We start from the raw sequence: 26,489 nt of genomic DNA on the forward strand, positions 1-26,489 counted from the left end.
CGGTCGCCAGGGCGCCTTCAGGCTGGCCCAAGGCTTCCTCTGCACACCCGGCTGGCGAACTGCGGACGCGGCGTGCGATGGTGCGGGCATGACGCATCAGGCCTGGACCCACCACGAGGCGGTCATCAACCACGTGCGGCTGCACTACGTGCAGGCCGGTCCTGAAGACGGGCCGCTGGTGGTGCTGCTTCACGGCTTCCCGGAGTTCTGGTACAGCTGGCGTCACCAGCTGCCCGCGCTGGCAGCGGCGGGATTCCGGGTGGTGGCGCCGGACCTGCGCGGCTACAACCGCTCGGAGAAGCCGCCTGGGGTGGCCGCCTACCGGCTGCGTCAGCTGGTCGCGGATGTGCGGGCGTTGATCGTCCACCTCGGGTCCCCGACCGCCGCGCTGGTGGGCCACGACTGGGGCGGGGTGATTGCCTGGGCCGCGGCCATGCGGCATCCGGAGGTGGTGTCGCGGCTGGCGATCCTGAACGCCCCACACCCTGGCGCGTATCGCCGGGAGTTGCGGCGCAATCCGGCGCAGTGGCGCCGATCATGGTACGTGCTGGCCGTTCAGCTGCCCGTGGTGCCGGACGCGCTGGGCCGGCTGCTGCGCGTCCGGATCGGCGCGCTGCTGCGCCGCAGCTCGGTCCGCCCGGACGCCTTCACCGACGAGGATGTCCGGGCCTATATCCACGCGCTTGGTCAGCCGGGCGCCCTCACGGCCAGCCTCAACTACTACCGCGCGCTGCTGCGCTTTCCTGGGGACATGCCGCTGATGCCCATTCCAGCCCGCACCCTGGTGATCTGGGGCGCGCAGGATGTGGCGCTGGTGCCGCAGCTGAGCGAGGGCCTGGACCGCTGGGTACCGCACGTGCAGGTGGAGCGGCTGCCTCAGGCGAGCCACTGGGTCCAGCACGACGCACCAGAGGTGGTCAGTCGGCTGCTGATCGACTTCCTCACCTGAAGGCGCCTCAGCGGGCGCGCGGTCCGGGCCGCCGGATCCCCTCGCCCGCCGGGGCCGCCTCTGTGCCCTCGCCTGATGGGGGACGGCGGTGTGCGGCTGAACGTCCGGGCACACGGGATGCGGCGGGAGGTGTCACGGGGGCGGCCTGTTTGGGCTTTCACGGCCCCCAGGGCCGCCTGGACGGCCGCCGACGGTACAGGGCGTCCAGTCGAGTCGCGCGTCGCCGGCTTCGGTGCATGACTCTTTGGGGTGGTCCAGGTTCCGTCGCCTCGCCGCCCACCGTTGCTGCGATGGTCAGATGGGCCTTCAGGGGGCGGGGAGCGGCCGGCCACGGCCCATGACCCGAGGCCTGACCCAGGCTCCGGACACCGACCCCCCCGCAGCACAGACAAGCAACTGGGCCACGCCGGGATTCAGCTCAGTTCGTCTTCGGTCGGGGCCTGGAAGACCCGCATCCACCCGCGCAGTGTCGAGGCAGGAATCTGGAAGGTGCCCTCCGGCCGCTGCGCATTTCGCTCCTCCAGTCGGGACAGCAGCACCGCTTCAGGGGCGTTCAGAAAGTGCACCTTGCATGCCGCGTTCAGCGCCGAGGCCCGGGCCCGGTAGGCGTCGCGTTCGCTTCGGCCCCAGAGGCCGTAATCGAGAATCACGTTCGTGCCGAGTTGCAGCGCCCTCGCCGCCACGTCCCACAACAGCGCTTCGATCAGCTGATGCCGCGCGTCGTGCTCCGGGTGCACCGTATCCAGGGTGAAATCATGCCCGAACAGGCGAATATGCCATTCGTCCAACGTGAACCGCATGGCGGACTGCTCCTGTTCCAGTCTTTTTGCGTAGGTGGTCTTGCCGGCACAGGGCAGACCGACAATCAGGTGCAAGGTCACCATCCGTCGTTACCTCAAGATTCAGGTCAGAGTGGGCCGAGCCGCTCGCCGTGACGTGGTCACGCGGGCGGCAGTGACGGGTCTCCAGCATCACGCGAGGGTGGGCATCGCCTGACCATACCACCCTGACCGACCGGCGGGGGCTGCAGGACGGCGATGAACGTCCTGCACGACCGCACATTCCGTGCTTGCGTTCCCAGGTCAGAATTCCTGTTCTCGCCCGTCCGCGTCAGGCGGCCCATTAGGCGCCCTTCCAGATGCTGCCGACCAGAGAGGATCTTCGGCCACTCCTCCAGGTCCTGATCGGCCGATGCTCAGGGCTGCCGCAGTGCAGTTCGGAACGTTCAGCACGACCCATCTGCGTTGGGCGGCCCCGGCCACTCGGGAGGCCGCAGCAAGGCATCGCCGGAGGGGGGCCGTGCTGCCGAGACGTCAGGAGGAGCGCGACGTCCTGGCGACCGACGCCCAGGTGGAGGGCCGCCCGGAATGCGGCGTCCATCTAGGACAGCCTGCCCACCCTGCGGAGGCGGCTCGATCGTCGGCACCCACCCTTGACTTCAAGCGCTTGAAGTTTGTTGTACTGCTCCCATGACCCTCATGACGATTCAGGACGCGGCGCGGCGCAGTGGGCTGAGCGAGCCGACCGTGCGCTATTACGAAGACATCGGGCTGATCGGGCCCGTCGCCCGTGAAGCCAGGAGCGGACACCGGCGCTACGGCGAACAGGATCTCGACACCCTGCAGGTGCTGGCCTGCCTGCGCGCCATGGGCATGCGCATCGAGGACATGCGCACCTACCAGGCCAACCGCCTGCTCGGACCGCCCGCGTCTGGTGAGCAGCGCGACCTGCTGCTGCGCCACGCGCAGCGCGTCGAGACCGAGATCACCACGCTGCGCGTGCACCTGGAGTACCTGCGGGCCAAGGCGCAGCTGTGGGACGCACGTGCCCGTGATGATGCCGCTGATGAGGCTGAAGCGGCAGCGCGCGTCCAAGCGATGCTCCCGAGTCTGCAGGCGGTGGTGCGGTGAGCCCGGTCCTGGTCACGGGCGCATCCGGGTACCTCGCCACACGGTTGATCGCGGACCTGCTGCTGGGCGGGGCCGAAGTGCGCGCCACGGTCCGGTCTGCCGAGGCCGGAGCCCGCGTACGCGAGGCCATGCGCCGTGCGGGTGCGCACCACGCGGGCCTTGACCTGGTCGTCGCGCGCCTGGACGCGGATGAGGGCTGGTCCAAGGCGGTGTCCGGCGTCGACAGCATCTATCACCTGGCCTCTCCGATGGTTCAGGACGCGAACCCGGAAGAGGTGGTGAGACCGGCGCGCGATGGCACCCTCCGCGTCCTGCGCGCCGCACGCGGCAGCGCCGTGCGGCGCGTCGTCATGACCTCGTCTTTTGCGGCCATCGGGTACTCCCCCAAACCCGTCCGTGACTACACCGAGGCCGACTGGACGGACCCGGATACCCCTGGGCTGGCCCCCTACCCGCAGTCGAAGGTGGTGGCGGAGCGTGCCGCCTGGGACTTTATTGAGCGCGAGGGGACGGGCCTGGAGTTGGTGGTCATCAATCCAACGTGGGTCGCCGGACCGACCCTGACCACGCAGGTGCGGTCATCGCTGCAGTTCTTTGCGGCGATGCTGGACGGGACGATGGCCGCTGTGCCGCGGCAGCGCTTCGGCATTGCGGACGTGCGGGACGTGGCCGCCTTGCACATCACGGCGATGGCCGCGCCGCACGCCGCTGGGAAGCGCTACCTGGCGCTTGCCGATGGGCCGACGATCACCTTTCTCGACGTCGCCCGGGTCCTGCGTGACCGTCTGGGGCCGCTCGGACAGCGGGTGCCTACGGAGCAGGTGCCCGGCGACGACCCGCCCCCGCTGGTCATCCACAACGACCGCGCGAAGCGGGAACTCGGCTTCCGACCCCGTTCCGCTGAAACCACCATCATCGAGACGGCCGAGAGCTTACGTGACCTCGGCCTGCTGCACAGCCACGGCTAACTTCCGGGTCACCCGTGGCCGGTCGCACCCGCTGACGACGGACCGGAAGTTCACGGTCTCCAGGGCATGATCAGATGTCTCCCCTGCGCCTTTGCACAGGCCCGCGCGGCTGGCTGAAGGGCGGCCTGGAGACCGCGACTCGGGCCGCCCAGGAGAACCGAGCTGGCCTGACGGCCTTCTGAACTGGTGCCCGTCAAACAGGAAAAAGGCGACCCACGGGTCGCCTTTGATGTTGAACAGTATATCGTCTTATGCACCCGCGGTCAATGGCATGCAGGTTCAGCGTGGGAGACGAGCAGGCTCAGGACCGGCCCGGGCAAGGGAGAGGATTCCCGGCTCCTCTCCGGAAGAGCCAGCAGCGGAAGGCGCTCAAGCGCTGGCCGTCCTGCACCTTTCGGAGGACGACTCCTTGTGACGTCCGCGCCTATGGTGGGCCGGTGACGATCATCCCCTCGGTGCTCCCGCCCGCCGGCTCCACGCGGGGAGGCCCGCGTATTCTGCTGCTGGACGTGCTGCGGGGCGTGTCGCTGCTGGGGATCGCCGGGCTGAATGCGCCCGTCGTCCTCCACCTGCGCGTCACGGCCACGGACCCCGAAGCCCTGATGTTGGTGCACTGGTCGGACGTGCTGCTGCGGGATCATTTCTTTCCGCTCTTCTCGTTGCTGTTCGGCGTGACCTTCGCCCTGCTGATGATCCGTGCTGGCCGCGCCGGTGAATCGGCCCTGCCGCTGCTGCTCCGCCGCTTCGGCCTGCTCGCGCTCTTCGGGCTGCTGCACCGCCTGCTGCAACCGGGGGAGGTACTGCTGCCGTACGCGATCTGCGGCCTGCTGCTGCTGCCGTTCCGGCACGTCCGCGTTCCGCTGCTGCTCGGCCTGGCCGCCCTGCTGGTGCTGGCTGCCCTGTGGACGAGTCCGGTGCTGCTGACGCCGGCGATGGTCCTGCTGGGTGTGGCGTTCGGACGCCTGGAGGTCTTCTCGGCACGCTGGCCGGTCCGGCCGGTCCTGCACCGCGTGGTTCCTCCGCTGACCCTGCTGACCCTGGCCCTGACCGTGGCCGTTCATGTGCTGCTGGGGCACCCGCGCCGGTTGCTGGTCGTGGCCGGGTATGACCTGGACGTCGTGACCCTGAATGGCCTGGTGAGCGCGGCGGCGTTGATGACCGGGCTGTGGCTGCTGTTGATTCGCCGCCCTGCCCTGCCGCAGGCGCTTCGGCCGCTCGCCCTGCTGGGCCGGATGAGCCTGAGCAACTACGTCCTGCAGACGCTGGTGTTCGTGGCGCTCGCTGTGGTCGGCTGGCGCGATGGCCCGTACCGGCTGGTCGTGCCGGCCTGCCTGCTGGCCTACGCGGCGAACTTCGCGTTGAGCACCTGGTGGCTCGCGCGGCGCCCGGTGGGTCCGCTCGAGTGGCTGTGGCGCTGGGGCAGCACGCTGCGCCGGCCCAGCTGAACGGTGGTGGCCGGTCGCGGGGCGTCTTCTGTCGCAGTGTCCCTGATCGGCACCATTGTTGGCGACCGGCGCCCCTCCGCATGCCGGACCGGGTCGGATCAGCGTGCGGCGCGACCGTCCATCACGCCCCTTGTGGCCGCCAGGGTTCTCTTGGTCTTCCGCCCGGACGTCACGATGAGTGTGGCGTGCCTTCGGCCTACGGCAGGCGCTTCATGCGCCACGTTTGATGATGGGCTTTGGGGGCAGCGGCGTTGGAGCTGCACGCGGCCGCTGGTGTCCTTCAACGACGCCTGTTCGGGGCGGCCCTGCTTTGTCAGCGGTCCTCGATCGAGAGATCGGCGTCGCTCACGTGAACGCCAGTCTGCTGCGTCAGCATGGCCGCAAAATTCGGCAGCACCCGGTCGCCCACCCAGCCTGCCGGATTCCACACGTCGGCGCGGAGCAGCGCCCGCGCGCAGTGCAGGAACGCCTCCTGCACCGTGATCACCACCAGCGCGCGCGGCCACTGGTCTTTGTAGGCGAAGCGCGCCAGGAGCGCCGGGTCGCGGGTCAGCTGCGCGGTGCCGTTCACCCGGAACACCTCGTTCACGCCGGGGACCAGGAACAGCAGGGCCACCTGCGGATGGTGCAGGATGTTGCGCAGGCTGTCGATCCGGTTGTTGCCGGGGCGGTCCGGCAGGATCAGCGTCTGTTCGTCCTCCACGAACACGGTCTGGCCGGGATCGCCGCGCGGTGAGCAATCGAGGCCATCTGCGCCACGGGTCGCCAGTACCGCCAGGGGGGAGTGCGCGATGATGCGCGCGAAGTCGGCATCAATGCAGGGCATCACCTTGTTTTTGACCAGGACGCTGGGCGGGCGATAAAGCGGGGCCAGATCGTCGGCCGTGGAGATCAGGTGGGCGGGATCGAGCTGCATGGGGGGGCGCTCCTGTCGTGCTTCAGGTGAGGCGTTCAGTGGAGATGGGGGAGCAGCGTCAGCATGGCGCCGAGCTGGGCCTGGACCGTCTTGCGGATGGGAATGGGCGTGTGTGGCAGGTTGATCTCGATGTCGGTGATCCACCGGTCCAGGTGCTGCTGGAGTTCAGCTTGAGCGGCCGTGAGGGTCCCGGAATCACCCAGTGCGCGCTGGGCAGTCAGGGCGCGGTCGAGCATGCTCGCCATCAGGATTTTATAGAAGGCCGAGACGTACAGCGCGTCGGCCCATTGCGCCACCGTGGCGGGCACCAGGGTGGCGGCGTCATTCAACGCCCACTGCCGCTGGCTCTCGATGGCGTTGGCGCCCGAGCGGATAAAGCCGCTGGACGCCCGCCAGAAGCGCGAGTCCAGCGTCATCTCCGGCTCGATGCGGTCCAGGAGGCCGGTCAGCGCTTCGCTGATCTCGGTGTCGTGGTCGAGGCCGGCGAGCAGCACCTCACGGCGCGTGATGGGCAGTTTCGTCTCGTCCGCCACCGCCGGCGCCTGGAAATACGGCAGTTCGGTGATCAGCGTCACGGCGCCCTCAAGGCCGACGCTCTTCAGGTAATCGACGCTGGAGCCGCCGCCGTGCATCATCGCCACCGGGTCGATGTCGGTGTACGTCTCGTAGTACTCGTAGGCGTCTGGAACGCTGAGCATCCCGAAGATGGCCGGCGCGTGCTGCTCGGCCCACGGCACCTCCGGTTCGCCTTTGGAGAGAAACAGCCCCAACGCTTCGGGAATCCGGTAGAAGCCCGGGTACGCGGCGGGCACGTCGCTGCTGAGGTAGTAGTACACGCCGCCAAACCCCGCGTTGTGCAGCGAGTACACAAAGGACGGCCGGGTGTCCTGCAGCGCGGCCATCAGGGCCTGCGTTTCGGGAATGGGCGCGTCCCAGGTGTAGCGCTTGTACGAGATCGGAAAGGTCCACTCCACCTGCTCTTCGCCCCGCGGACGGTAGAAGGACCGGGCGTACGCCCGCACCGTGAACGGCCCGGCGAACCACCCCTCGTTCAGCCGCGTTCCGTCCGGGTCCACGCAGGGCAGCAGGTGCCAGGTGTATGCCCCGCGTAGGCGCTCATCCTTCAGCAGGGCCTCGACCAGAAACTGCACCAGCATCGCCCCGATCGGTTCGTTGGGGTGCGGGCAGGCGTACAGCAGCGCCGATTTCGGCCCGTGCCCGATGGAGAGCATGGGAATCGGCTCGCCGTCGGTGGAGTGGCCCACCTCCCGGTACGTCGCCAGGTCTGGATGTTCGCGCGCTGCACGTCGAACCGTTTCGAACAGCTCGTCGACCGTGAGAAAGCGGTCGTAGTGCGGGACTTGCTCCAGATACGCTTCGATCGCCTTCGGCTGATGGTTCATATCGCGCCTCACAGGAGTGGCTGGAGCAGAGGAAGCGCCGCCTCGCTCACCCAGGTCCAGCGGTGAGCATTCGGGAGACAGCGGTGAACAGGAACACGTCCGCGTGGACGGCCGGGGACGCCCCCGGGGACGGCGCTCAACTGCTGCGAGGATCCAGCGCCTGGCGCAGCCCGTCGCCCAGGAAGTTGAAGCTCATCACGATCAGCATGATCGCGAGGCCCGGCCAGAAGATCAGCAGCGGCGTTTGCAGGATGAAGTTCTTGCCCTCGCTGATCATGGTGCCCCACTCCGGGGTGGGCGGCTGAACGCCCAGGCCCAGGAACCCGAGCGCGGCCAGCGACAGGATCGCCTGCGGAATGCCGAAGGTGGCGGCGACGAGAATGGGCGTGACGCTGTTGGGCAGGATATGCCGGAACATGATGCGCCCCACCCCGGAACCGGTGGCGCGCGCCGCCTCCACGAATTCGCGTTCCCGTAAGGTCAGCACCTGGGCGCGCACCAGCCGGGTGTACACCGGCCAGCTCACCAGCCCCAGCACCCACACCACGTTGAAGATGCTCGGCCCCAGCACCGCAATCACCGCCACCACCAGCACCAGGAAGGGAAAGGCGAAGAAGATCTCGACCAGGCGCATGATCAGCACATCCACCCACCCGCGCGCGTACCCCGCCCACAGGCCGAGCAGCGTGCCCAGCGCCGCCGAGATCGCCACCACCACCAGGCCCGCCGTCAGGGAGATCCGCGACCCGTAGATCAGCCGCGCGAGCGTGTCCCGCCCGAAGTTGTCGGTGCCGAGCAGGTGCCCGCCCCGGCCCGGCGGACCAAACGCATGCGCGAGATCGAGCTTCAGCGGATCATGTCCGGCCACCACCGGCGCGAACAGCGCCGCGAGGTAGAACGCCGCGATCACCACCGCCCCCGCCACGGCGAGCCGGTTGCGCGCGAACAGCCGCCAGGTGCGGCGGACCGGTCGCCGACGTCACGGGCACCGCCGAGGCGTTACTCATAACTGATCCTCGGGTCGATCCAGGTGTACAGCACGTCGGTGAGCAGCACCACCAGCACGAACAACGCCGCGAACACCAGCACCGCACCCTGAATCATCGGCAGGTCGCGCTGCGTGATGGCGTTGATGGTGAGCACGCCCATGCCCGGCCACGAGAAGATGGTCTCGATGATGACCGCCCCGCCCAGCAGCCCCCCGAACTGCAGGCCCGCGGTCGTGACCAGCGGCAACGCCGCGTTGCGCAGCGCGTGCCGGAACAGCACGCGGTACTGGCCCACGCCCTTGGCCCGCGCGGTCCGGATGTAATCCTCACCCAGCACGTCCAGCAGCGCGTTCCGTGTCAGGCGGGTCAGGATGGCGGTCAGCTCCGCGCCCAGCGTGACGGCCGGCAGGATCAAAAAGCTCAGGAACGGCCACACGCCCTGACTGAGGTTGCCGAGCCCGCCCCCGCCCAGCGGCAGCCAGCGCAGCTTGAGGCTGAAGAGGACCAGCAGCAGCAGGCCCAGCCAGAAGCCGGGCATCGCGACGCCCAGCACGCTCACCAGCGACGCGAGATAGTCCACCGCGCTGTGGGGACGCGCGCCCGCCAGCACCCCCATGACCACCGCAACGGTCAGGGCGAAGAGCAGCGACGAGGCGGTCAGCACCAGCGTGTTGGGCAGCGCCGCCAGAATCTGCGCGCTGACCGGCTGCCCGAACACGATGGAGCTGCCCAGATCGCCGTGCAGCAGCCGGACCAGGTAGTGCAGGTACCGCGTGAACCACGGCTCACCCAGGCCGAGTTCCGCCTTGATGTGCGCGAGGCCCTCGGGGTTGGCCGCGCCGGAACTCAGCGCCAGGCTCAGGTAGTCGCCCGGGGCGAAGGCCAGCAGCGCGAACGTCAGGAAGCTGATGCCCAGCAGCACCGGAATCATCAGCAGCAGCCGCTTGACGAGAAAGGTCAGCATGGCGCCGGGCGGTCCATCCGGTTCACCGTCACTTGCTGATCGTGACGTTGTTGCTGGGCGACACCAGTTTCAGGTTGGCGAACGCCGGGTAGAAGTCCTGGACGTTCTTGCCCACCACCGCGTACCCCTTTTCGAAGTACAGCGGGATCGCCACCTTGTCCTTCATGATCAAGCGCTGCGCCTGCTTCCACTGCGCGGCCCGCTGCGTGGCGTTGGGGTTCACCAGCGCTTTGGCGAACAGGGCGTCGACCTCGGCGTTCTTGTACATGTGGGTGTTGGACGACCCGATGTTGTCGCCGCCGAACAGCGCGTACAGGCCGGTGGTGGCCGCGAAACTGTAATCGAAGAACAGGCCGGTGTTGTTGCCCTTGCCGAGGTCGGAGGCCCACACCGCCACGTCCTGCTGCAGGATGCGCGCGTCGATGCCGAAGTCCTTGAGCTGCGTCACCAGGATGGTGAGCACCCGCACCTGCGACCCGGCGATGGTCTTGAGGTCAAAGGAGAGCGGCTTGCCGTCCTTGGCCCACAGGCCCGCGGCGTTCTTGGCGTAGCCGGCCTTGGTCAGCTCGGCGGCGGCCGCTTTGGGATCGTAGCTCCACAGGTTCTTGAGGCTGGGATCGTAGCCGAACGGCACCCACGGCGGCACCTGGCCATACGCGCGGATGGCGTTGGTGCCCAGCACCGACTTGTAGGCCCCATCGATGTCCATGGCTTTGGAGATGGCGTCGCGGACCGCGAAGTCGTCGAACGGGGCGGTGCGCACGTTGAAGCCGAGTCCCCGGTACGACCCCGGTCCCTCGATCAGCTTGACGGTGGGCTGCTGCGCGAGCTGGTTGGCCGAGTCGACGTTCAGGAGGTAGGAGACGACGTCCACGCGGCCGCCCTGCACGGCCAGGGTGGCCACGGTCGGGTCCGGCAGGTAGATGAACTGCACCTGCCCGAGTTTGGTGGGGAGCCAGTAGCTGGGGTTGCGGTCGAGGGTGATGGTGCCGTTGGGCGTGTACGGACGCAGGGTGAAGGGGCCGGAGCCGACCGGGGACTTGGCGAAGCCCGCCTCGCCGAGCTTCTCGACGCCCTCGTGCGGCACGATGGCGACGCGCGAGAGGCGGTTGGGGTCACTGACCAGCAGGGGATTGGGTTTGCCGGTCTTGATCTCCACCGTGTAGGGGTTCACGGCGCGGACGCTCGCGATGTCCCCCAGCGTGAAGAGCGTGCTGGTCTTGATGAAGCGGTTGATGGAGTACACCACGTCGGCGGCGACCACCTCGCGGCCCTTGCCCTTGGCGAACACCGCGTTGCCGTCCTGAAATTTCACGCCGTGGCGCAGGTTGAACACCCAGGTGGTGCTGTCGGGCGCGCTCCAGCTGGTCGCGAGCAGCGGTTTGACCTGCACCTTCTGGTCGGTGTAGACCAGCGTGTCGAAAATCTGCGAGCTCACATTGATTTCGTCGTCCGAGGCGGGTTTGAACGGGTCGAGCTGCTTGACCGCGCTGTACGCGATCCGCAGGGTCCCGCCGCTCTGGGCGAGAGCGCCCGGCATCAGCAGGAGGGTGAGCGCACCCGCAAAGGTCGTGATTCTCGGGCTGAACATAGTGTGCCTCCAGAACGGTGGTGGAACGCCTGACCTCCCGACCACGGGGGTGTGCCGCCCTGTTCACCTGCAGGGACCCAGGCGGCTCAGCACACGGCGCGGCGGGAGAGGCGGACTGGGGGGCTTCCTCGTGTGGAGCACGGCTTCAGCAGCGCGGCAGACACCCAACTCCCGCACCCGCTTCATCTCCTCCTTTCCGTTCTCACTGCTGCGTAGCTTAGGTGCGGCGCGACCGGCCGTGGTGCACCGTTTTGTTGGTTGAGACGTGGTATGAAAATTGTTCATGAGGGAGCCGACGTTGGCGCAGCTGCGGGCGTTCATGATCGCCGCTCAGCGGGGCAGTGTGAGCGCCGCTGCCATCGAACTTGACCTGACGCAGTCCGCCGTCAGCCACGCGATCCATTCGCTTGAAACGCAACTCGGCACCGTGCTGCTCGAACGTCATGGCCGCGGCGTGCACCCCACCGAGGTGGGCACGCGGCTGCTCCCCCTGGTCGAACAACTCGCCGCACTGATGCACGTCATTGTCACCACGGCCAGCACGACCAGCCCCCTGGAAGGCACCGTCAGCATCGCTGCCTTTTCCAGTCTCGCCCGCCACCTGCTGCCGCAGGCGCTCACCCGCCTGGCCCTGGAACATCCTGCGCTCACCATTGTGGCCAGTGACCATTACCCGGAACGACACTCGGTGATCCGGGCGGTGCAGCAGGGCCAGGCCGACATCGGGCTGACTCAACTGCTGCCAGGAATGAACCTGGTGGCCCAGAAGTTGGGGGAAGATCCGTATGTCATCGTGGCTCCGGAACACTGGGCCCTGCAGGACCTGTTCAAGCGCCCGTATATTCATCTGGGTCCACCCCATGACGTGTGGTTACTCGACGCGCTTGCCCGGCACGGCGTGCTGCTCAAACCCGTGCTTCACCTGTCCACCGAAGCCGCCCTCCTGGCCCTCGTGCTGACGGGCCTGGGCTACACGATTCTTCCCCAGCTCACGCTGCCGGAACTCCCCCCTGCCCTGAAGGTGCACCCACTGCCTCATCCGGTGAAACGCATCTACGGCATGGTCACAAAAGCGGACGCCATGGCCCCGGGGATTCGAGCGGTCATGGCGGTCCTCGGTCAGATCCCAGGCCATCCAGATTGACCAACCACCACAGTGGGCCGGTCCGGCCTCGTTCAGCGCCGCCTTGCCCCTCACGGACGTGGCTCAGGTGTCCGGTGGAGCGCCGTGGACCGTCGCGGCCAGACGCCACGGTCAAACGGAGAATGTCCAGCCAGAACCCCGAACGAGCTGGTGCCTCACGCAAGGAGCGGTCGAGGGCCTGGGGCGTCCACGCACGCGGACCTGAGCCCTGCTGAGACGCCGGGACCCGCACTCCCCCGGACCGGCTCGCTCCGGTCAACGCCCCCCATCCGGCTGAGGGGCCAACGCGTCAGGTGAGGGCCTCGGCCAGCGCCACGATGATGCCCGCGGGGCCGCGCACGGAGCACAGCCGGTCCCGGTACTGGGCCACTTCGCCGATCAGTTCAGCGCCGTGGGCACGCAGGCGTGCGACCGTGTCTTCAACGCGCTCCACCTCGAACATGACGCTGCGCAGGCCCGGTGCGTTCGGGGGCGCCACGGCCGGGTGCAGCTCCACCAGCTCCGGCTGCCGGAATTTCGTCAGCTCGAGCCGACCTTGCCCGTCCGGGGTCTGCATCATCACGATCTCGACCTGAACCCCAGCCAACCCGTTCACCTGGTCCACCCAGTCCCCCTCAACCTGCGCTGTGCCGGCGGGCTTCAGGCCGAGGGCATTGAAGAAGGCGATGGCACCCTCCAGTTCGTCGACAACCACGCTGACGTGGTCCATTCGCTTGATCGTCATGCTCCTCCTGGGATTGCCCCCGGCTTGATCCGGCGGTCTGGCGGTGAGACGGTGGGACGTGCGGACATGAGCCGGCTCGGTCACAGCTCACCGGCAGGCCCGTCTCTGTCACCGGCAGTCCACTCACCCGGGGTCGACCGCAGCGCAGGACGCGTGCAGGAGCGCCGTGAGGTTCCGTGAACATCAACCGCATCACCCCGCCACAGGGTGCACAGGGGGCCTGGGTCAGCTGTACCGGGAAGGTGCGATCCAGGGCGGGCAGCTCGCGGGTCCGCAAGGTGACGACGTCTGAGCGGTTCCCCTGGCGGGGAGCGTCAGGGCACAAGCCTGCACGCTGGAGCGTTGCCGAGGAGAATGCCCCTCGTCCCGCCTCCCCTGGGGCGGAACCTGTTCGGGCAGGGCCTGATGGGCGCCCGGGCGACGCTGCAGCCGGCAGCGGAACGGACCATCCCCCTCGAACCTCCCGCGTGGACCACACCACCCGGACCGCACGCTGGATTCGACGTCCGGTCCAATGAGCGCTCATGGCGGAGGCTGTCACATGCCTGGCTGAACCGCGAGCAGGGAGGTTACGGGCCCGGCTTGTCCGGCAGCATCGCGTGGCCCTGCAGCACCCGCACGCATCCGCCCCCCACGCGGGCGCGGATGCCGTCCGGGGTGCGTTGCGCCGTGGTTCGCAGCAGGCTGGGGCGGCCCATCTCGACGCCCTGGAGGATCTCCCATGCCCCGCTGATGGCTCCCGAACGGTGCAGCAGGAAGCCGGCCAGGGGCGTCGCCGCGCTGCCGGTCGCGGGATCCTCCCAGGTGCCGGTCAGTGGGGAAAACATTCGGGTGCGCAGGCGTGACCCGTCGCGGCGATAGAGATACAGCGAAAGCAGACCGCCGAGCTCGGGGGTCGCGGCCACCGCGCGCCGGAAGGCCGCAAGATCGGGCGTGGCGGCGGCCAGTGCCGCCTCGGTGACCTCCACCAGCACCCGTGGGTTGCCGCCATCCGAAGCCAGGGTCGGCGGGTGACGAACGGTCACGATCCCGTCCGGCGAGATGCCAGCACACTCGGCCACCAGGCCGGGCGGCAGCGCCCCACCGATCCTCAGCGGCTGCGGGGCGGCGATGGTGGCCCCCGTCGCGGCGCCCCGAGCATCGTGGTCGACCTGCACGTCCACCAGGCCCGCGGGCACCTCGAAGCGCAGCAGACCGTCGCGCGACCGGTCGGCCAGGACGAAGCCGGTGCCGACCATGGGATGCCCGGCGAAGGGCATCTCGGCGGTGCGGTTGAAGATGCGCACGCGGGCGGTGCTCCCGGGATGTTCGGGCGGGAGGACGAAGGTGGTCTCGGACAGGTTGAGCTCGGCCGCCAGCGCCTGCATCTCGCCCTCAGTCAGACCGCGCGCGTCCGGAAAGACCGCCAGCGGGTTGCCGCCGAATGGCCGGTCCGTGAAGACGTCCACCGTGACGAACGGCGCGGTGCCCATCAGCGGGCGCCCCGCCGCGCCCGGCTGAGTTCGGGTTTCAGCCCGGAGACACCTCCCCAGGCCAGACGACCGCGGGGGCCGTGGCTGGTGGAGGTCCGCACCATGACCTGCTGTGGGTGACCTTCGGTGCCGGGGACAGCTTGACCTGTGGCCTGACGAAGCGCTGCTCCGTGGAGCCCCCGCTTCAACGGGTGCCTTCGTGCCGACCGCCTCGCCCGCTCCGTTCGCCGATGGACGGCGGTGACGCTGCCGTCCCTGGCGTTGCCACCAGACACAACGCTCAGCAGGTGGCTTCGCTCGAACGCCACGGACACGCCTCCTTGCCCTCACTCCTCTGGTTGCTCGCGACGCAGCGTCCGTCGAGTTCCGTCATATGCGCACTGTAGCGCTCCTTGTCATCCTGCACGGCTGCCTCAGCGCGGCTCGGCATGGTGTCCTCACGGCCGAACACGCGGTGCAGGCCGAGCGGTTGCCGTGGAGCCACCGTGCTCCCTTCGACCGGATGCTGGTGGCCCAGGCGCACGTGGAACGCTGTCCGCTGGTCACGATGGACGAACACATCCGGGCGTTTCCACGTGCGCCCCTCCACGTCTGGGCCTGAGCTCCTCCCGGCACGGCCGTGGGCGTTGCCGCCGCTCAAGCGCTCCTCTGAAGCCGGTTCAGGTCCGCGCTCTATGCTGAGCGCCATGCCACCGCTCCCTCCGCCTGCGGCGCCCGGGCGCTGGTCCGCACTCGCCCGGCTGTCCACCGGTGTGTTTTTCACCATGGCGCCGTGGTTCTCGGCGGCCGCGCTGCTGCCGCAGTTGCGCGACCGGTGGGCGCTGACGGACGTCGCTTCCTCCGGGTTGACCCTGGCCGTCCAGCTCGGGTTCGTGCTGGGCGCGGTCCTGAGCGCCGCGCTGAACCTCGCGGACCGCGTGACGCCTCAGCGGCTGATGCTGTGGGGCGGCCTGATCGCGGCCGCCACCAACCTGGGCCTGCTGCTGGCCGGGGGCCTGGGCACCGCCGCTGTACTGCGCGCGCTGACCGGCGCGGCGCTGGCGCTGGTGTACCCCGCGGCGCTCAAGGCCATGTCCGCCTGGTTCGTCACGGGTCGCGGGGTCGCGCTCGGCGTGATGGTGGGCGGGCTGACCCTCGGCTCGGCGCTGCCGCACCTGATCAACGGTCTGGGCGGCGCGAGTCCGCGGCTGGTGATCGTGACGACCAGTGTGCTGGCGGCGCTGGGCGGCCTCATCGCCGCAGACGTTGCGGAGGGGCCGGGGCGCTTCCCGGCGGCGGCCTTTCAACCGGCGCAGGCCTGGCGGCTGCTCCGCGGCCGGGGCCTGCAGCTGGCCACCCTCGGGTACCTGGGGCACATGTGGGAGCTGTACGCGATGTGGGCGTGGTGCGCTGCCTTCTTCACCGAGGTGCTCCCCCATCACGTGGCCGGCGGGCACCGCGAGGCGGCGCTGGCCACCTTCGCGGTGGTGGGCATCGGGGCGCTCGGCTGCGGTCTGGGCGGCGTCCTGGGCGACCGCTGGGGCCGAACCCGCCTGGTGCTGCTGGCCCTGAGCTGCTCCGGCGGGTGCGCGCTGGTCCTGGCCGGACTGCTGCTGGCGCACGCCCCGCCGCTGGCGCTGCTGGCCGTGAGTCTCGTCTGGGGCTTCTGGATCATCGCGGATTCTGCTCAATTCTCGGCAATCACCAGCGAAATCAGCGACCCCGCCTACGTCGGCACGGCCCTGACCGCGCAATTGGGGCTGGGTTATACCCTGACGGCCGTGAGCATCGCGCTGGTGCCGGTCCTGGAGCGTGCCGGCGGCTGGCCCGCCGTCTTCGCGGTGCTGGCCCTGGGCCCGGCGGTCGGCGGCGTGGCGATTCACCGGCTGTCCAGACGGGCGGAGGCCCGCCGGATCGCCGGTGGACGACGGCTGAAGGCGCCCCATGGATCTGACCGCCGGGTCCACCCGGCCGCGCTGGTGACGCTCTGGCCCACTGTCCCGGTGGAAGCCCCCGCCGCCTGAAGAGAAGCAGGACCTCCGCGGCCCACGGATCCAAGTGGACCCTGACCCGGAACGGCGGGACGTGCGCCGCTCCGGTGAATGCTGCCGTTTGAAGAACGGACGCCCGGCCAGCGGGCAGAGAACCGTCACCGGTTGGACCGCCTGGCTCACGGTGGCGTTGTCCGCAGTAACCCGGTTCGGTTGGAAGCCCATCCGACCGTGACGGCGCGGGTACGGGGGCCCTGACTGGGGCCACCTGCAGCCGCGTTTTCTGACGCGCTGCGGCCTTCGGGTGGCGCGCCGAGGCGTTCCTGGACCGGCAGGTGACCGCCAAAATGCCAGTCGAGAAGCCAGGCGTGAGGCATGTGTGGCGGCGCACCGGCCCGAGGCGTGCCAGGATGCAGCGTGGACGATCACGCCCAAGCCAACGCCGCGTTCATCCGCGCCCTGCTCGCGGAACTGGACGCCGCGACCGCACCTGAAGCCCCCCGGCAGCCGGCAGCGCCAGAGCCACCACGGGGCAACGCGCCGGAGCCAGTCAGGGAAGTGTCAGAGCCGGGTTCCTACGGTGAGGCATGTACCGCGCCGAACTCATCGTGAACAACGACGTTCAACCCCTCGGCAGCTTCCCGACCGCCCCGCAAGCTCGGCTGCACTGCTTCAGACACATGCAGGGTCTGCTGAAGCTCCATTGGTACGAGGTCGAGGACGAGATGTGGGTGGCGTACCCTGCGCACGGCCGGGAGTTCCGCGTTCGTCAGATCGACGAGCGTGACGGTGCTCAGCGCCAGCGCGGGCGCTCACCGCTGGATGGCCACCGGCCGGTGGCCTGAACCTTCATCGGAAGCGCTCCCTTCTGCGGGCAGGGTCACAAACATGACGTGAGGGCAGGCCAGACGAGTTCAGGCGTCAGGTGGACCCTGCCTGGGTGCCGGTCGTGTGAACTGTCGTCAGAACCGGGTTGGGTGGGCGAGACCACCGGACGTGGATGGCCAGCCCCAGGGACGGGCAGGTGCGGGCCGCGTCAGCGCGGATTGGGCAAGGTTGAAGTTCCGTGATGGCAGCGGAGCTGACCACGGTCCCTCAGGCCGCCCCTCTTCGCGGCTGGAGGTCCAGTGCATCGCCGATGCATACGGAGGCAGAGTGGCCTGGAGTGAAGGGTCGGCACGTCATCCGCAGCCGGAATCGGCCCAGGCGGTCGCTCGGGCGGGCCAGATGCGTTCGATGCTGCATGTACAGCAGCGGAGGCGTGCCTGCGGGCCCACCCGGCATTGAACGGCCTGGCTCGCACCGTCAACAAGCGGATCTGATCCGCAGCGAAGGCGCGTCCCTTGCCCACGAACCGGTGAATGCCGGCCGCTCCAGGCGGACATGGACGAACGGGCCGTGTCGCGGGACCGGTTGAATCTCCCCCACTCAAGGACAAACCGTGAGTGAACTGAGCTTAAGGTTCGCCGGACGCAATTGTATGATCCACTCCCACAATAGGGCCATGAACCAGATGGAAGACCTTCGCCGTCTGTTGAACGACGCCCGGGTTGAAGTCGAGGAAGCACAGGCGGCGCTGGAAGCGTCCATGGACCTCCGGGTTACGGCGATGCTGCTGGGCGTCAGCGTCCAGCACCTTCGAGAGAAGCGGCCTGAGGGCGGTGAGGCTCGGGCACGCCAGCAATGGGCCAGACGGGCCGAACAGGCGCGACAGATTCAGGAGGCCCTCTCGCAGGTCAAGAACAACCCCGCGATGATCGGGATGTTCCAGACGCTGGGCACGAAGCCGGACTGAACCCGTCCTCCGCCCACGGAACTCCCCGCTGCCGCTGGCCTGGGCGGCCCACCGGGCACAGTCGACTTCAGGTCTGGAGTGACGCACCCCAGGCCCAGGTGGAGGCCCGTAGTCCGCCCGCGCGCCAGCTGGGATTCCTCGAGATCGTCCAGCTTCTGGGCGCCGGCTTGCTGGCGGCGGGGGTCCTGGCCTCTGTCCTGCCGCCGCGCATGGCCAGCCGACGCCAGAATGGCCCGCCCGCTGGGCAGCACGTCACTGCAGCGGCCACGTTGAACGTTCCTGCTCAGGCACGCGTGCCCGTCCTGATGGCGCTGTCAGATTCGTGTGTCCCCCATCCGGTACACTTCCGGGCATGCCTGACGCCCGTCGCCTCCAGGTTGTGCTTGTGGATGACAGCCAGGCCGACACGTTCCTGATGCAGGAGATCTTCTCGGCGCTCCTTCCCACCCCGAACGTCACGGTGTACCACGACAGCCGCGAGGCCCTGAGTGCCCTGCAGACCCAGCCACCGCAGCAGCATCCGGATTTGATGCTGCTGGACATCAACATGCCGGGGCTCAATGGGCATGACCTGCTGAGGGCCGTGAAGGCCGACCTCCGCCTGCGACGCGTTCCGGTCATCATGTATTCCACCTCAAAGGCCGCCTCAGACATTCGGCGCAGCTACGATCACCACGCCGCTGCGTACCTGGTGAAGGCGGCGGGGTTTGCCCAGATGGAAGCGCAATTGCAGGGGTTGTGGCGGTACTGGTCCCAGCATGCCCTCAGCCGGCAGACCGCCTGAACACAGGCACCCACGCCCCGCCTGCCAACAGCCCAAGGGGTGAGCAATGGGCCGCTCCGGTCAGCCCACGCCCGCCCCTCGGCACTTCCATGGTGGACCACCGCTGAGGACCAAGGCACCCGGAGGGTGATGGATGGGCCACGATCACGTCCGCCTGCTGCGGATGGAGGACACCGTTGACGCTGGAGGTGCCCCTGGCGTCCACCGCGCCGGTCGGCCTGGCCGGATGGGGGCCCGCGTGCCACGGATCCAACAGCGCTTCACGGTGACCTGCGCATCGGAGAGCGTGCCGGGTGGCGGTCCGTGGTTCGTCCTGCCCCGCTTCCGGACATCCTCGCAGCACTGCAAAACGGCCGCTGCCGCACCAGGTCTGGGTCAGCTTCAGCGGTGCGTTCGACAGGGCTCGAGCCGCGTGCGGGTGATGACGGGCAGGATGGTTCACCAGTGCAGCGAGTGCACTCAGCGTCGGCGACTTCAGTGGGCCGCAGCTCTGCGGCGGCGGTTGGCCTTCCGGCGTGTCCGGGCTTCCTTCAGGGCCGGATCGGACGGGCGGCGCACGCGGCGGGCCAGGCTTCGCCGGCAGCCCTGGCAGTCCACCGGCGCCTCGCACGGCTGGCCACCCTGGGCGAGCGGCCGGCCGCACAGCGGCACCAGGGTCTCGGCATCACACAGGTGCACGCGCCCGGTCAGCCCGGCCCGGCGCGTGACATGCGGGCGCTTCAACAGCGGCTGCGCAACAACAATGTCCGTCTCCGGGCGGGCAGTCAGGTCACTGGACATGCCCCGAGTCTGCCACGCGGCGGTGAGGGCCGCCGCGTCGATGCTGGCGCCTTCTTGAACAACCGGAGACGCATCCAGGCCCGGCGTCTCACTCACGGCACTCCCAACATCAGACCAAGGGCCATCGAGTCCGCCTTGAACCCCGGGCAGCAGATGAGCTTGTCGAGTCAGGACCTCGAAGCCTTGAAGTGGAGCGTGTGCCCGCATGAGCCGGGCACGTTGGTCATCCCACAGAACCTGTTGCTGAAGCCCGGCCGCCCGACTCAGGGAGACTGGGATTCAGAGGCATTGCCCGACTGGCGTGGACCTGCTGCGGCCACCTTCAGACCCGGCCGGGCGTCCCGGTGCGCCTGGTGGTGCATCGCCATGGACCGTGTGCCGGCCAGGGCCATCCTCAAGGACTCGGCGGCACGCCCGGCCAGAAGGTTTCCGGAGGACCTCAATGGCCCCACATGTCCAGACGGGTCATGGGCGCTGTCTATGACCCGTCTGACGCGATAAAAGACATCGTGCGCCGTTCAGTGTGCAGGGTTCATCCTGGTGGTCGTTGGGTGCCTGGGCGGACGTGACGCCGGCAAACGGCTGAGCGACGTTCGGCGCTGAACCTCCGTCCCGGGCGGGGCCGTGAGCCTCACGCCACGGTCTGCAACGACGCCCGCGAGTCCAGATTGAGTCGCCCGCCCAAGATCCGCGTGGTGTGTGGAGCGTGTCTCGCCACCAGGAGGACGGCGCGCATCGCCGTCCTTTACGGCGGCCAGGGTGTCGAGCAGCCCGGGGGGCGGGTGGGCGCCTCCACCGAAGGGGAGGTTGCTGTCCGGTCCAGGGAAGCGGGACGTGCCCTGCAGCTCACGGGTACATGCGGGCCACCATCACGGTCGTGCCGTGGCCGGTGGTGCCCGCGCCCAGCAGCCGGCCACTGGGCAGGACGTGGACCGCATCAAATTCGGCCAGGCCCCCGGAGATGTCGCAGGCGTCGCACACGCGGACGTGCGACAGGCCGCCTGCGGCGAAGCTGGAATCCAGCTGCCCGGTGCGCTGGAAGCGGGCCAGGTTGGCCTTGAAGTCCGGCCGGAAGCGCTCACTCGTCAGGACGCTGGCCACCAGCCGGTGGTTCTGGTCTTCGGCCAGGTCGCTGATGTCGAAGCCGCCGTGGTCCGCGTCTGGATAGTCGGCATGGCCAGCGGTGCCAAAGCCCGGGTCTGGCGTGCCGTCGGGCCGCAGCCGCCACAGGCCGCCCGCGCCGCCGATGACCAGGCGCCCGCTGTCCTGAAGCAGCAGGGAGCGGCCCATACCCAGGGGCCCGAAATCCAGGGTGACGCTCCCGGCGTGGCCATACCGCCGGTCCAGCTGCCCAGCGGGTGTATAGCGCAGCACCACCGTCTGGTTGCCGGTGTCGGTGGCGCTGGTCCGCAGCACCAGGAACCGCTCGGCGTCGTCCATCGCGAGGTCCTGCACTTCTGCGTCCGGATCAGCGGGCAGCGCCGTTCGTCCGCCCTGCCCAAAGCTGAGATCCGGAGCGCCATTGCGCCGGAACCGCGCGAGGGCCGCCTGGCCAAGCACCACGATCTTGCCGTCCGCCTGAATCGCCACGGCCTTCACGGCGCCCACAGAGAACGCCACCGTCACCTGGCCCTGCTGCCCGAAGGTCGGGTCCGGTTGGCCGGACGGCAGGAATCGCGCCAGTGTGAGGCGTTCGGTGCTGAGCGTGGACCATGCCACCAGCGGTCGCTGCGGGTCCGCACACTCGGCGCTCCAGTCGTTGTCGGCGTTGGCGCCGTCCGGGCAGATGACGGCCGTGGCCACGTCGGCGTCGGGAAACACCAGCGACCCCGCCTGGCCAAACGACGAATCCGCCTGGCCCCGCGCGGTAACGCGCAGGACGCGGGAGGCGACCCGGCCGGAAGATGCGCTCTGCACGGTCACCAGCACCTGGTTGTTCGTCTGGAGCGTCGAGCCGACCAGCCGGGCACGGGAGGCGGGTAGCTGCGCCAGGCCCTGCTGGCCGTACGCCGGGTCCAGCGTGCCGGACGCTCCCAGGGCCTGAGGGATCAGCGTCGCAGAGGAGGGAACGGCAGGCCGGCCACATCCCGCCAACGCCGCACACAGCATCACTCCCATCAATGAACCGGTTCTCCGCATGGCATCCTCTCTGGGCAATGAAGGTGTCCATAGTGTGCGATTTCTTACAAAAAGACATTGTGAGTATCACACAAGATCCTCATCGTGAGGGCCGTGCTCTGACAGCGGGTCAACTCCGGCTCAGGCGGAGCGGCGTTACGGGACCGACCGGCACACGGGCTGAGCCCCGCAACTCCGTCGGGGACGCGTCACATCACGGCCCTGCCCAACGCCAGGGGGAGCGAGCCGCTGCTCAACGACGATGGAGCCGTGCGGCCTGCTCGCCCTGCCCACAAGCCCACCCCAGTGGATGGGGCACCGCTCGACCCGCACAACTCACCATCGGCGCGCCGTTCCACTTCTCCCATGACGCTCACGGCGAGCGTCAGCGCTTCACCCGCGGGCGATGGTCCTGCGGGGCGCCCCACAGCCGTCTGACCGGGACAGAACATGCAGCGCCGCACACACCTGTCTGAGCGGCCCGCTCACTCCCTGGCCCCGCGTCGAGACGTCGCCGGCCGCCGAAGTCAACTCTCCAGCGACACGGCAGACCGCAGCCATCCGCAGGCGCCAGGCGGATGAGGTCAGGTGCCACAACCGACGCGGTGCCCCCAGGCGCTAGGATCGACCGGAACCCCCAGGGTGGACGGGCGCGACGCTCCCTGAGTGCACTTCCCGCAGCAGGCCAGTCTCGACGTCCACCTTGACCTGCAGTGGAGGCGTGCGGCCAGTGCGGTCTCGCGTGACGGTGAGCGACAGCGTGTTCCCTTCGAGCCGTCCCTGGTACCGGACGCCGAGCAGCTGCGTGAAGATGTCGTCAGCGCTCCATCCGGTCAGGCCTGGCGCGAGGTGAACCCGCACTTCCCGGCGCTCAGCACCGGAGACCGACCGGGTCACGAGGACCGTTTCTTCGGCCGGCAGGGTGTCCGGGCCTGAGAGGCGCCACTCCAGCCACGCGACCGTCCGCCCGTCCGTCGACCAGCTCAGCAGGTCGCGGCACACGAACAGGCCTGCGTTCGAGGCTCCGGCCGGCTGATCGGCGAGGCGGCGCGCTGTCCGGGACTGGAGGTTCATGACCCAGACGTTGGTGGCGAGGTACCCGCCGCCCTGCACCCACGCCGGAAACGACAGGTACGCCACCCACCGCCCGTCCGGTGAGACAACCGGATTGAAGTTCCGCCCGTACGTCGTGAGGCGGACACTTTGGTTCCGTGAGTCGAGGTACAGGTCGCCGTTCTTCTGGACGACCAGGGGTGCCGCCGCGGCGGCGCCGACCGTCAACGCCAGCAGGAACGCGAACCGCCGCATGATCAGCTTCCCCCGCCGGCCAAGGACCGGTGCACCAGAAGCGGCGGGCACCCGGCGCCTTCGAACCCCACCAACGCGGACATGCGAAGGACTGGGGCCGGGGCGTCCGCGACCATCATGAGGGTTGCCCTGAAGGAAGCCTGGAGGAGCACGCCCGCACCGTTTGCAGGTGAGGGGCATCCACCGTGCCCACGACAGGTGCCTGAGCCGTCCAGATGCTCGGTCATGCGGTGGGGAACGCCTGGAAGCGTGCCAGGTACCCTGGCACGTCGCGCGCCGCGTCGAACTTCTCGTCCCACTCCGCAAAATCCCGCATTTCCCAGACATCGCGCAGCCTCACAACCACCCCCAACGCGGCCTCTTCTTCAGCGCAGAGCGGACGCCTGGACCGGTACCCCTCGACGAATGCGTCACACATCGCGGCCACGGCAGGATCCGCCGCCGTGTCGTCTCGTCGAGGCCACAAAAAGCCGGCGAGGTCATACAGACGGTAGCCGATCCCGCACAGGGCAAAATCAAGCAGGTAGGGCACAGGGCCGTCCCACATGACGTTCCACTGATGCAGATCCGCATGAACGGCACCGAACGTCGTCTCATTGATGGGGATGGCCGCGACCGCCGCTCGCCACTCTGCGCCCAACCGCGCCCAGGCCTCAGCATCGGCGCCTTGCAGAAACTGAAGTCCGAAAGACAGGGGCGCCTCAAGCAGGGTGTCGAGGTCGTAGCGAAAAACCTCTGGCCCTGGCGAGGGTGCGGGGGCACGGTGAAGATCTGCGAGGGCCACGCCGAGCGTGGCGGCTTCGCTGGGTGTCAATGGGTACCGAGGCGCGCCTGGGACCGGCGTGAACACGGCTACAGGCAAGCCGCCGTCCACGACGGCCGCCTCCCCTTCGATGGTTCGGACCACCGTCGGCACACGCTGCCCCTGCTGGACGAGGAGGTTTAGCCAGCGGAGTTCGAACGTGACCTGGGCAGGTCGGTGCTGCCAGTGGTCTGCATAACGGCGCAGGTAGACCGAACGGACTTCGTCTCGGAGCAAAGAGGTCCTTGTGCCGCGGTACCCCGTGTGCACATGGACGAGCTCGGGGTCCGTCAACCCGAACCGCGTGGCAAGCTTCTCGTCGGGCGTGAGACCACTAGACATGGCGTCAAGCGTACCCGAAGCGCCATGCCTGCGGCGACGGGCGGACCGAGTGGCCACTCGCGCGGGCGGGATGGGGGTACAGGGACATTCGGGACCCCACGGCCGCCAGCAGGCCAAGCCGCCCTCTCCCCCACGCTGACCCAGCTGCGCCCTCGCCGCTCACCGCCAAAGGCCCGGTGGTTCAGCGTTACCCCGGCATGCCGTCCGCAGGTCGGTCGTCCCGCGGCAGAGCGGGGCCCGCGCCCTTCCCTGCTCCCTTACCCAAGTGACGACAGCCGGAGCCGCAGCTGCCGGACCACCTCGTCGCGCCGATGGCTGGTCACGCCCGCCAGCACCTCCCGGCGGATCGCCAGCGGATCCTCCACCTGCAGCACCTGCCGCAGCGCGTCCAGCTCCTGCAGCGTCAGCTCCCCGCGCAGCATGACGCCCACCACCCGCATGACCTCCTCCACCTGGTCCTCGCGGGACATCTGCTGCCATGTGCGCTCGAACGCCTCGTGCGGATCCGCCGCCGGCGCTGGTTTCACCCGCTCGGCCGGCCGCGCCGCGGGAGCCGGCGCTTCGATTGCCGGCGCGCTGTATTTCTGCGGGTTGTTCAGCACGTCCACCAGCAGGGCCGCGCGGTTGCGCGGCTTGTACCCGCTCCGGAGCAGCGTCTCGTACTGCTCGAGGGCCCGCTCGATCCGGTCCTGTCCGTGTTGCGCGATCAGCTGCTGGGCCCGGATGCGGGTGATGCCGGTGAGCATCACGTCCTCGACCAGCTGCGGGTCCGGCACCGCCTGCAACTGGTTGAACACGTACTCGATGGTCTTTTTCTGGCCCCGCCCGAAGATGTTGACCTCCAGCAGGTAGCCGCGCTCAATCAGCTCCTCGTGCGCGCTGTTCAGCGCCCGCTCGATCAACGAGGGGCGGTCACTCACGATCTTGCAGGCGCGTCCCCACTCCATCAGGTTCAGCTGGTAGGACAGCACCCGCTGCTGCGGCTCTTCCGGATCATGCCGGCGCGCGTCCAGCAGGCGGTACAGCGCCCGCGTCGGGGGGCGTTTCAGGCTCTGCATGAACGCCAGGTCCAGCACCTTGATGTACCCGGCGCGCACCGAGCGCACCAGTTCCTGCGGCAGCGTGATCTTCAGCACGCTGCCCGGCTCCAGCGCGGTGCTGTCCACGGTGGACGTGAACTCCAGCTTCTCGATGTACCGGAAGCTGGCGGTGGTCCAGCGGCGCCGGGGGTGGTCGCGCCACCCCTCGCTGATCATGTAGTTGGTGGTCAGCAGCCGCTTCAGGCTCTGGTCCAGGTTCGCGTAGTACCGGCCGGAGGTGTCCAGCCCGGCCGTCTGCAGGATCAGATACGGCGTGGCGGTCACCACGTTCGACTCGGGGAGGCCCTGCTCGATCAGCAGGTTGATCAGGGCCGTCGTGACGTCATTGTCGATCCCGTGCGGCACCCCGTACTCCGGCAGCGCCTGGCAGCTCACCCGGTAGCGGCGCGTGGCGTCCTCGTGCTCGACGGTCCAGTCTCGGAAATCCTCCGGGATTCGCTCCTGGACGCTGATCAAACTCAGCTGACTGACATTGATTTCATCAAAGCGTTTGGGGAGCGACTCGGTCACGGGACTCCTGAAGATGTTTTTTTATTACTTCTGTTTAAAACACTACATGATGACAACAACAGGCGGCGGGCGGATTGCGATGAACACGGGGAAAAAGGTGCGGAACGGCGCAAGTTGTCCGATACTTCGGCGCAAGATGTCCGATAGGTCCGGCGCAAGATGTCCGACAGTCCAGTGCAGGAACGGCGCAAGATGTCCGATAGATTCGGCGCAAGATGTCCGACACCCAACGCCACAAACGGCGCAAGATGTCCGACACCCAACGCCACAAACGGCGCAAGATGTCCGACGGTTCAGTGCAGGAACGGCGCAAGATGTCCGAAGCCGCACAGGTCGCCGTGACGCCAGAAAAAATGGTGTCCTGGACGGTGCCGAACCGGTCATGCTCTGCCAAACGGCGCAAGATGTCCGACACATTCAGCAGAGGAACGGCGCAAGATGTCCGATACCCGCCTGGACGCGCTGCGGCGAACCGCCGGTGAGGGTGGTCGGCGTGCCGTGGAGC

Annotated in this window: 24 protein-coding genes and 1 pseudogene; 11 read left to right on the plus strand and 14 right to left on the minus strand. The window is 68.6% G+C overall.

Translation table 11 applies throughout. The features are described from left to right. The first annotated feature begins 88 nt into the window (after positions 1 to 88). Positions 89 to 949, plus strand: coding sequence for an alpha/beta fold hydrolase (locus ABOD76_RS02900; RefSeq protein ID WP_350241282.1), 861 nt, complete (start codon positions 89 to 91; stop codon positions 947 to 949). A gap of 413 nt (positions 950 to 1,362) precedes the next feature. Here the strand turns inward: ABOD76_RS02900 and ABOD76_RS02905 are convergent, their stop codons facing one another. Further along, positions 1,363 to 1,833, minus strand: a complete 471-nt coding sequence (locus tag ABOD76_RS02905; RefSeq protein WP_350241284.1) for an AAA family ATPase — start codon at positions 1,831 to 1,833, stop codon at positions 1,363 to 1,365. Between the two features lie 585 nt (positions 1,834 to 2,418). Here ABOD76_RS02905 and ABOD76_RS02910 point away from each other — a divergent pair. From ABOD76_RS02910 to ABOD76_RS02920, 3 genes are all read left to right on the plus strand, one after another. Next, the gene (locus tag ABOD76_RS02910; protein ID WP_350241286.1) at positions 2,419 to 2,859 is read left to right on the plus strand and encodes a MerR family transcriptional regulator; all 441 of its coding nucleotides are present in this window, start codon (positions 2,419 to 2,421) and stop codon (positions 2,857 to 2,859) included. Then, positions 2,856 to 3,827 carry an NAD-dependent epimerase/dehydratase family protein gene (locus tag ABOD76_RS02915; RefSeq protein WP_350241288.1) on the plus strand — a complete coding sequence of 324 codons (972 nt, stop codon included), beginning with the start codon at positions 2,856 to 2,858 and terminating at the stop codon, positions 3,825 to 3,827. Before ABOD76_RS02910 ends, ABOD76_RS02915 begins: the two co-directional genes overlap by 4 nt. 437 nt (positions 3,828 to 4,264) lie before the next feature. Then, the gene (locus ABOD76_RS02920; RefSeq protein ID WP_350241290.1) at positions 4,265 to 5,272 is read left to right on the plus strand and encodes a DUF418 domain-containing protein; all 1,008 of its coding nucleotides are present in this window, start codon (positions 4,265 to 4,267) and stop codon (positions 5,270 to 5,272) included. Between the two features lie 313 nt (positions 5,273 to 5,585). On the opposite strand, the gene ABOD76_RS02925 is transcribed toward ABOD76_RS02920, so the two are convergent. The 6 genes and pseudogenes from ABOD76_RS02925 to ABOD76_RS02950 form a co-directional block, all read right to left on the minus strand. Continuing rightward, positions 5,586 to 6,188, minus strand: coding sequence for an MSMEG_1061 family FMN-dependent PPOX-type flavoprotein (locus ABOD76_RS02925; RefSeq protein WP_350241292.1), 603 nt, complete (start codon positions 6,186 to 6,188; stop codon positions 5,586 to 5,588). Positions 6,189 to 6,223: 35 nt separating this feature from the next. Next, positions 6,224 to 7,591, minus strand: a complete 1,368-nt coding sequence (locus ABOD76_RS02930; RefSeq protein ID WP_350241294.1) for a M14 family zinc carboxypeptidase — start codon at positions 7,589 to 7,591, stop codon at positions 6,224 to 6,226. Between the two features lie 136 nt (positions 7,592 to 7,727). Then, the gene (locus ABOD76_RS02935; RefSeq protein WP_350241764.1) at positions 7,728 to 8,309 is read right to left on the minus strand and encodes an ABC transporter permease; all 582 of its coding nucleotides are present in this window, start codon (positions 8,307 to 8,309) and stop codon (positions 7,728 to 7,730) included. A 108-nt stretch (positions 8,310 to 8,417) separates the two neighbouring features. Then, positions 8,418 to 8,549, minus strand: a pseudogene (locus ABOD76_RS02940) (hypothetical protein); the annotation flags it as partial. Positions 8,550 to 8,590: 41 nt separating this feature from the next. Continuing rightward, a complete protein-coding gene (locus ABOD76_RS02945) occupies positions 8,591 to 9,544 on the minus strand; it encodes an ABC transporter permease (protein WP_350241296.1) in 954 nt (317 codons plus the stop codon). Positions 9,545 to 9,572: 28 nt separating this feature from the next. Continuing rightward, a complete protein-coding gene (locus ABOD76_RS02950; RefSeq protein WP_350241299.1) occupies positions 9,573 to 11,135 on the minus strand; it encodes an ABC transporter substrate-binding protein in 1,563 nt (520 codons plus the stop codon). Positions 11,136 to 11,418: 283 nt separating this feature from the next. On the opposite strand from ABOD76_RS02950, the gene ABOD76_RS02955 reads away from it, so the two are divergent. After that, positions 11,419 to 12,279, plus strand: coding sequence for a LysR family transcriptional regulator (locus ABOD76_RS02955; RefSeq protein WP_350241301.1), 861 nt, complete (start codon positions 11,419 to 11,421; stop codon positions 12,277 to 12,279). 289 nt (positions 12,280 to 12,568) lie between these two features. On the opposite strand, the gene ABOD76_RS02960 is transcribed toward ABOD76_RS02955, so the two are convergent. Together ABOD76_RS02960 and ABOD76_RS02965 are read right to left on the minus strand one after the other, a co-directional pair. Beyond that, positions 12,569 to 13,003, minus strand: coding sequence for a VOC family protein (locus tag ABOD76_RS02960; protein ID WP_350241303.1), 435 nt, complete (start codon positions 13,001 to 13,003; stop codon positions 12,569 to 12,571). Positions 13,004 to 13,572: 569 nt separating this feature from the next. Next, positions 13,573 to 14,475, minus strand: a complete 903-nt coding sequence (locus tag ABOD76_RS02965) for a PhzF family phenazine biosynthesis protein (protein WP_350241304.1) — start codon at positions 14,473 to 14,475, stop codon at positions 13,573 to 13,575. 373 nt (positions 14,476 to 14,848) lie between these two features. Between ABOD76_RS02965 and ABOD76_RS02970 the strand changes: the two genes are divergently transcribed. The 5 genes from ABOD76_RS02970 (at position 14,849) to ABOD76_RS02990 (ending at position 19,024) form a co-directional block, all read left to right on the plus strand. Then, a complete protein-coding gene (locus tag ABOD76_RS02970; protein WP_350241306.1) occupies positions 14,849 to 15,076 on the plus strand; it encodes a PIN domain-containing protein in 228 nt (75 codons plus the stop codon). Between the two features lie 85 nt (positions 15,077 to 15,161). Then, positions 15,162 to 16,478 (plus strand): MFS transporter, encoded by a 1,317-nt coding sequence (locus tag ABOD76_RS02975; protein WP_350241307.1) that lies wholly within the window; start codon positions 15,162 to 15,164, stop codon positions 16,476 to 16,478. A gap of 554 nt (positions 16,479 to 17,032) precedes the next feature. Next, positions 17,033 to 17,290 (plus strand): hypothetical protein, encoded by a 258-nt coding sequence (locus tag ABOD76_RS02980; protein WP_350241309.1) that lies wholly within the window; start codon positions 17,033 to 17,035, stop codon positions 17,288 to 17,290. 659 nt (positions 17,291 to 17,949) lie between these two features. Beyond that, entirely contained in the window at positions 17,950 to 18,240 is a 291-nt protein-coding gene (locus tag ABOD76_RS02985; RefSeq protein WP_350241311.1) for a hypothetical protein, read from the plus strand. A gap of 352 nt (positions 18,241 to 18,592) precedes the next feature. Then, the gene (locus tag ABOD76_RS02990; protein WP_350241312.1) at positions 18,593 to 19,024 is read left to right on the plus strand and encodes a response regulator; all 432 of its coding nucleotides are present in this window, start codon (positions 18,593 to 18,595) and stop codon (positions 19,022 to 19,024) included. 474 nt (positions 19,025 to 19,498) lie between these two features. On the opposite strand, the gene ABOD76_RS02995 is transcribed toward ABOD76_RS02990, so the two are convergent. The 5 genes from ABOD76_RS02995 to ABOD76_RS03015 all read right to left on the minus strand — a co-directional run bounded on the left by ABOD76_RS02995 (position 19,499) and on the right by ABOD76_RS03015 (position 25,984). Then, positions 19,499 to 19,804 (minus strand): hypothetical protein, encoded by a 306-nt coding sequence (locus ABOD76_RS02995; protein ID WP_350241314.1) that lies wholly within the window; start codon positions 19,802 to 19,804, stop codon positions 19,499 to 19,501. An 846-nt stretch (positions 19,805 to 20,650) separates the two neighbouring features. Then, positions 20,651 to 21,943 (minus strand): hypothetical protein, encoded by a 1,293-nt coding sequence (locus ABOD76_RS03000; protein WP_350241316.1) that lies wholly within the window; start codon positions 21,941 to 21,943, stop codon positions 20,651 to 20,653. 597 nt (positions 21,944 to 22,540) lie between these two features. Further along, positions 22,541 to 23,230, minus strand: a complete 690-nt coding sequence (locus ABOD76_RS03005) for a TolB family protein (protein WP_350241318.1) — start codon at positions 23,228 to 23,230, stop codon at positions 22,541 to 22,543. Positions 23,231 to 23,453: 223 nt separating this feature from the next. Then, positions 23,454 to 24,374, minus strand: coding sequence for a phosphotransferase enzyme family protein (locus ABOD76_RS03010; RefSeq protein WP_350241320.1), 921 nt, complete (start codon positions 24,372 to 24,374; stop codon positions 23,454 to 23,456). A 257-nt stretch (positions 24,375 to 24,631) separates the two neighbouring features. Further along, the gene (locus tag ABOD76_RS03015) at positions 24,632 to 25,984 is read right to left on the minus strand and encodes a replication initiator protein A (RefSeq protein ID WP_350241321.1); all 1,353 of its coding nucleotides are present in this window, start codon (positions 25,982 to 25,984) and stop codon (positions 24,632 to 24,634) included. 215 nt (positions 25,985 to 26,199) lie between these two features. On the opposite strand from ABOD76_RS03015, the gene ABOD76_RS03020 reads away from it, so the two are divergent. Further along, positions 26,200 to 26,466, plus strand: a complete 267-nt coding sequence (locus ABOD76_RS03020) for a hypothetical protein (RefSeq protein WP_350241323.1) — start codon at positions 26,200 to 26,202, stop codon at positions 26,464 to 26,466. Positions 26,467 to 26,489: the final 23 nt, after the last annotated feature.

Source organism: Deinococcus sonorensis KR-87, assembly GCF_040256395.1.
GTDB classification, from domain to species: Bacteria; Deinococcota; Deinococci; order Deinococcales; family Deinococcaceae; genus Deinococcus; species Deinococcus sonorensis.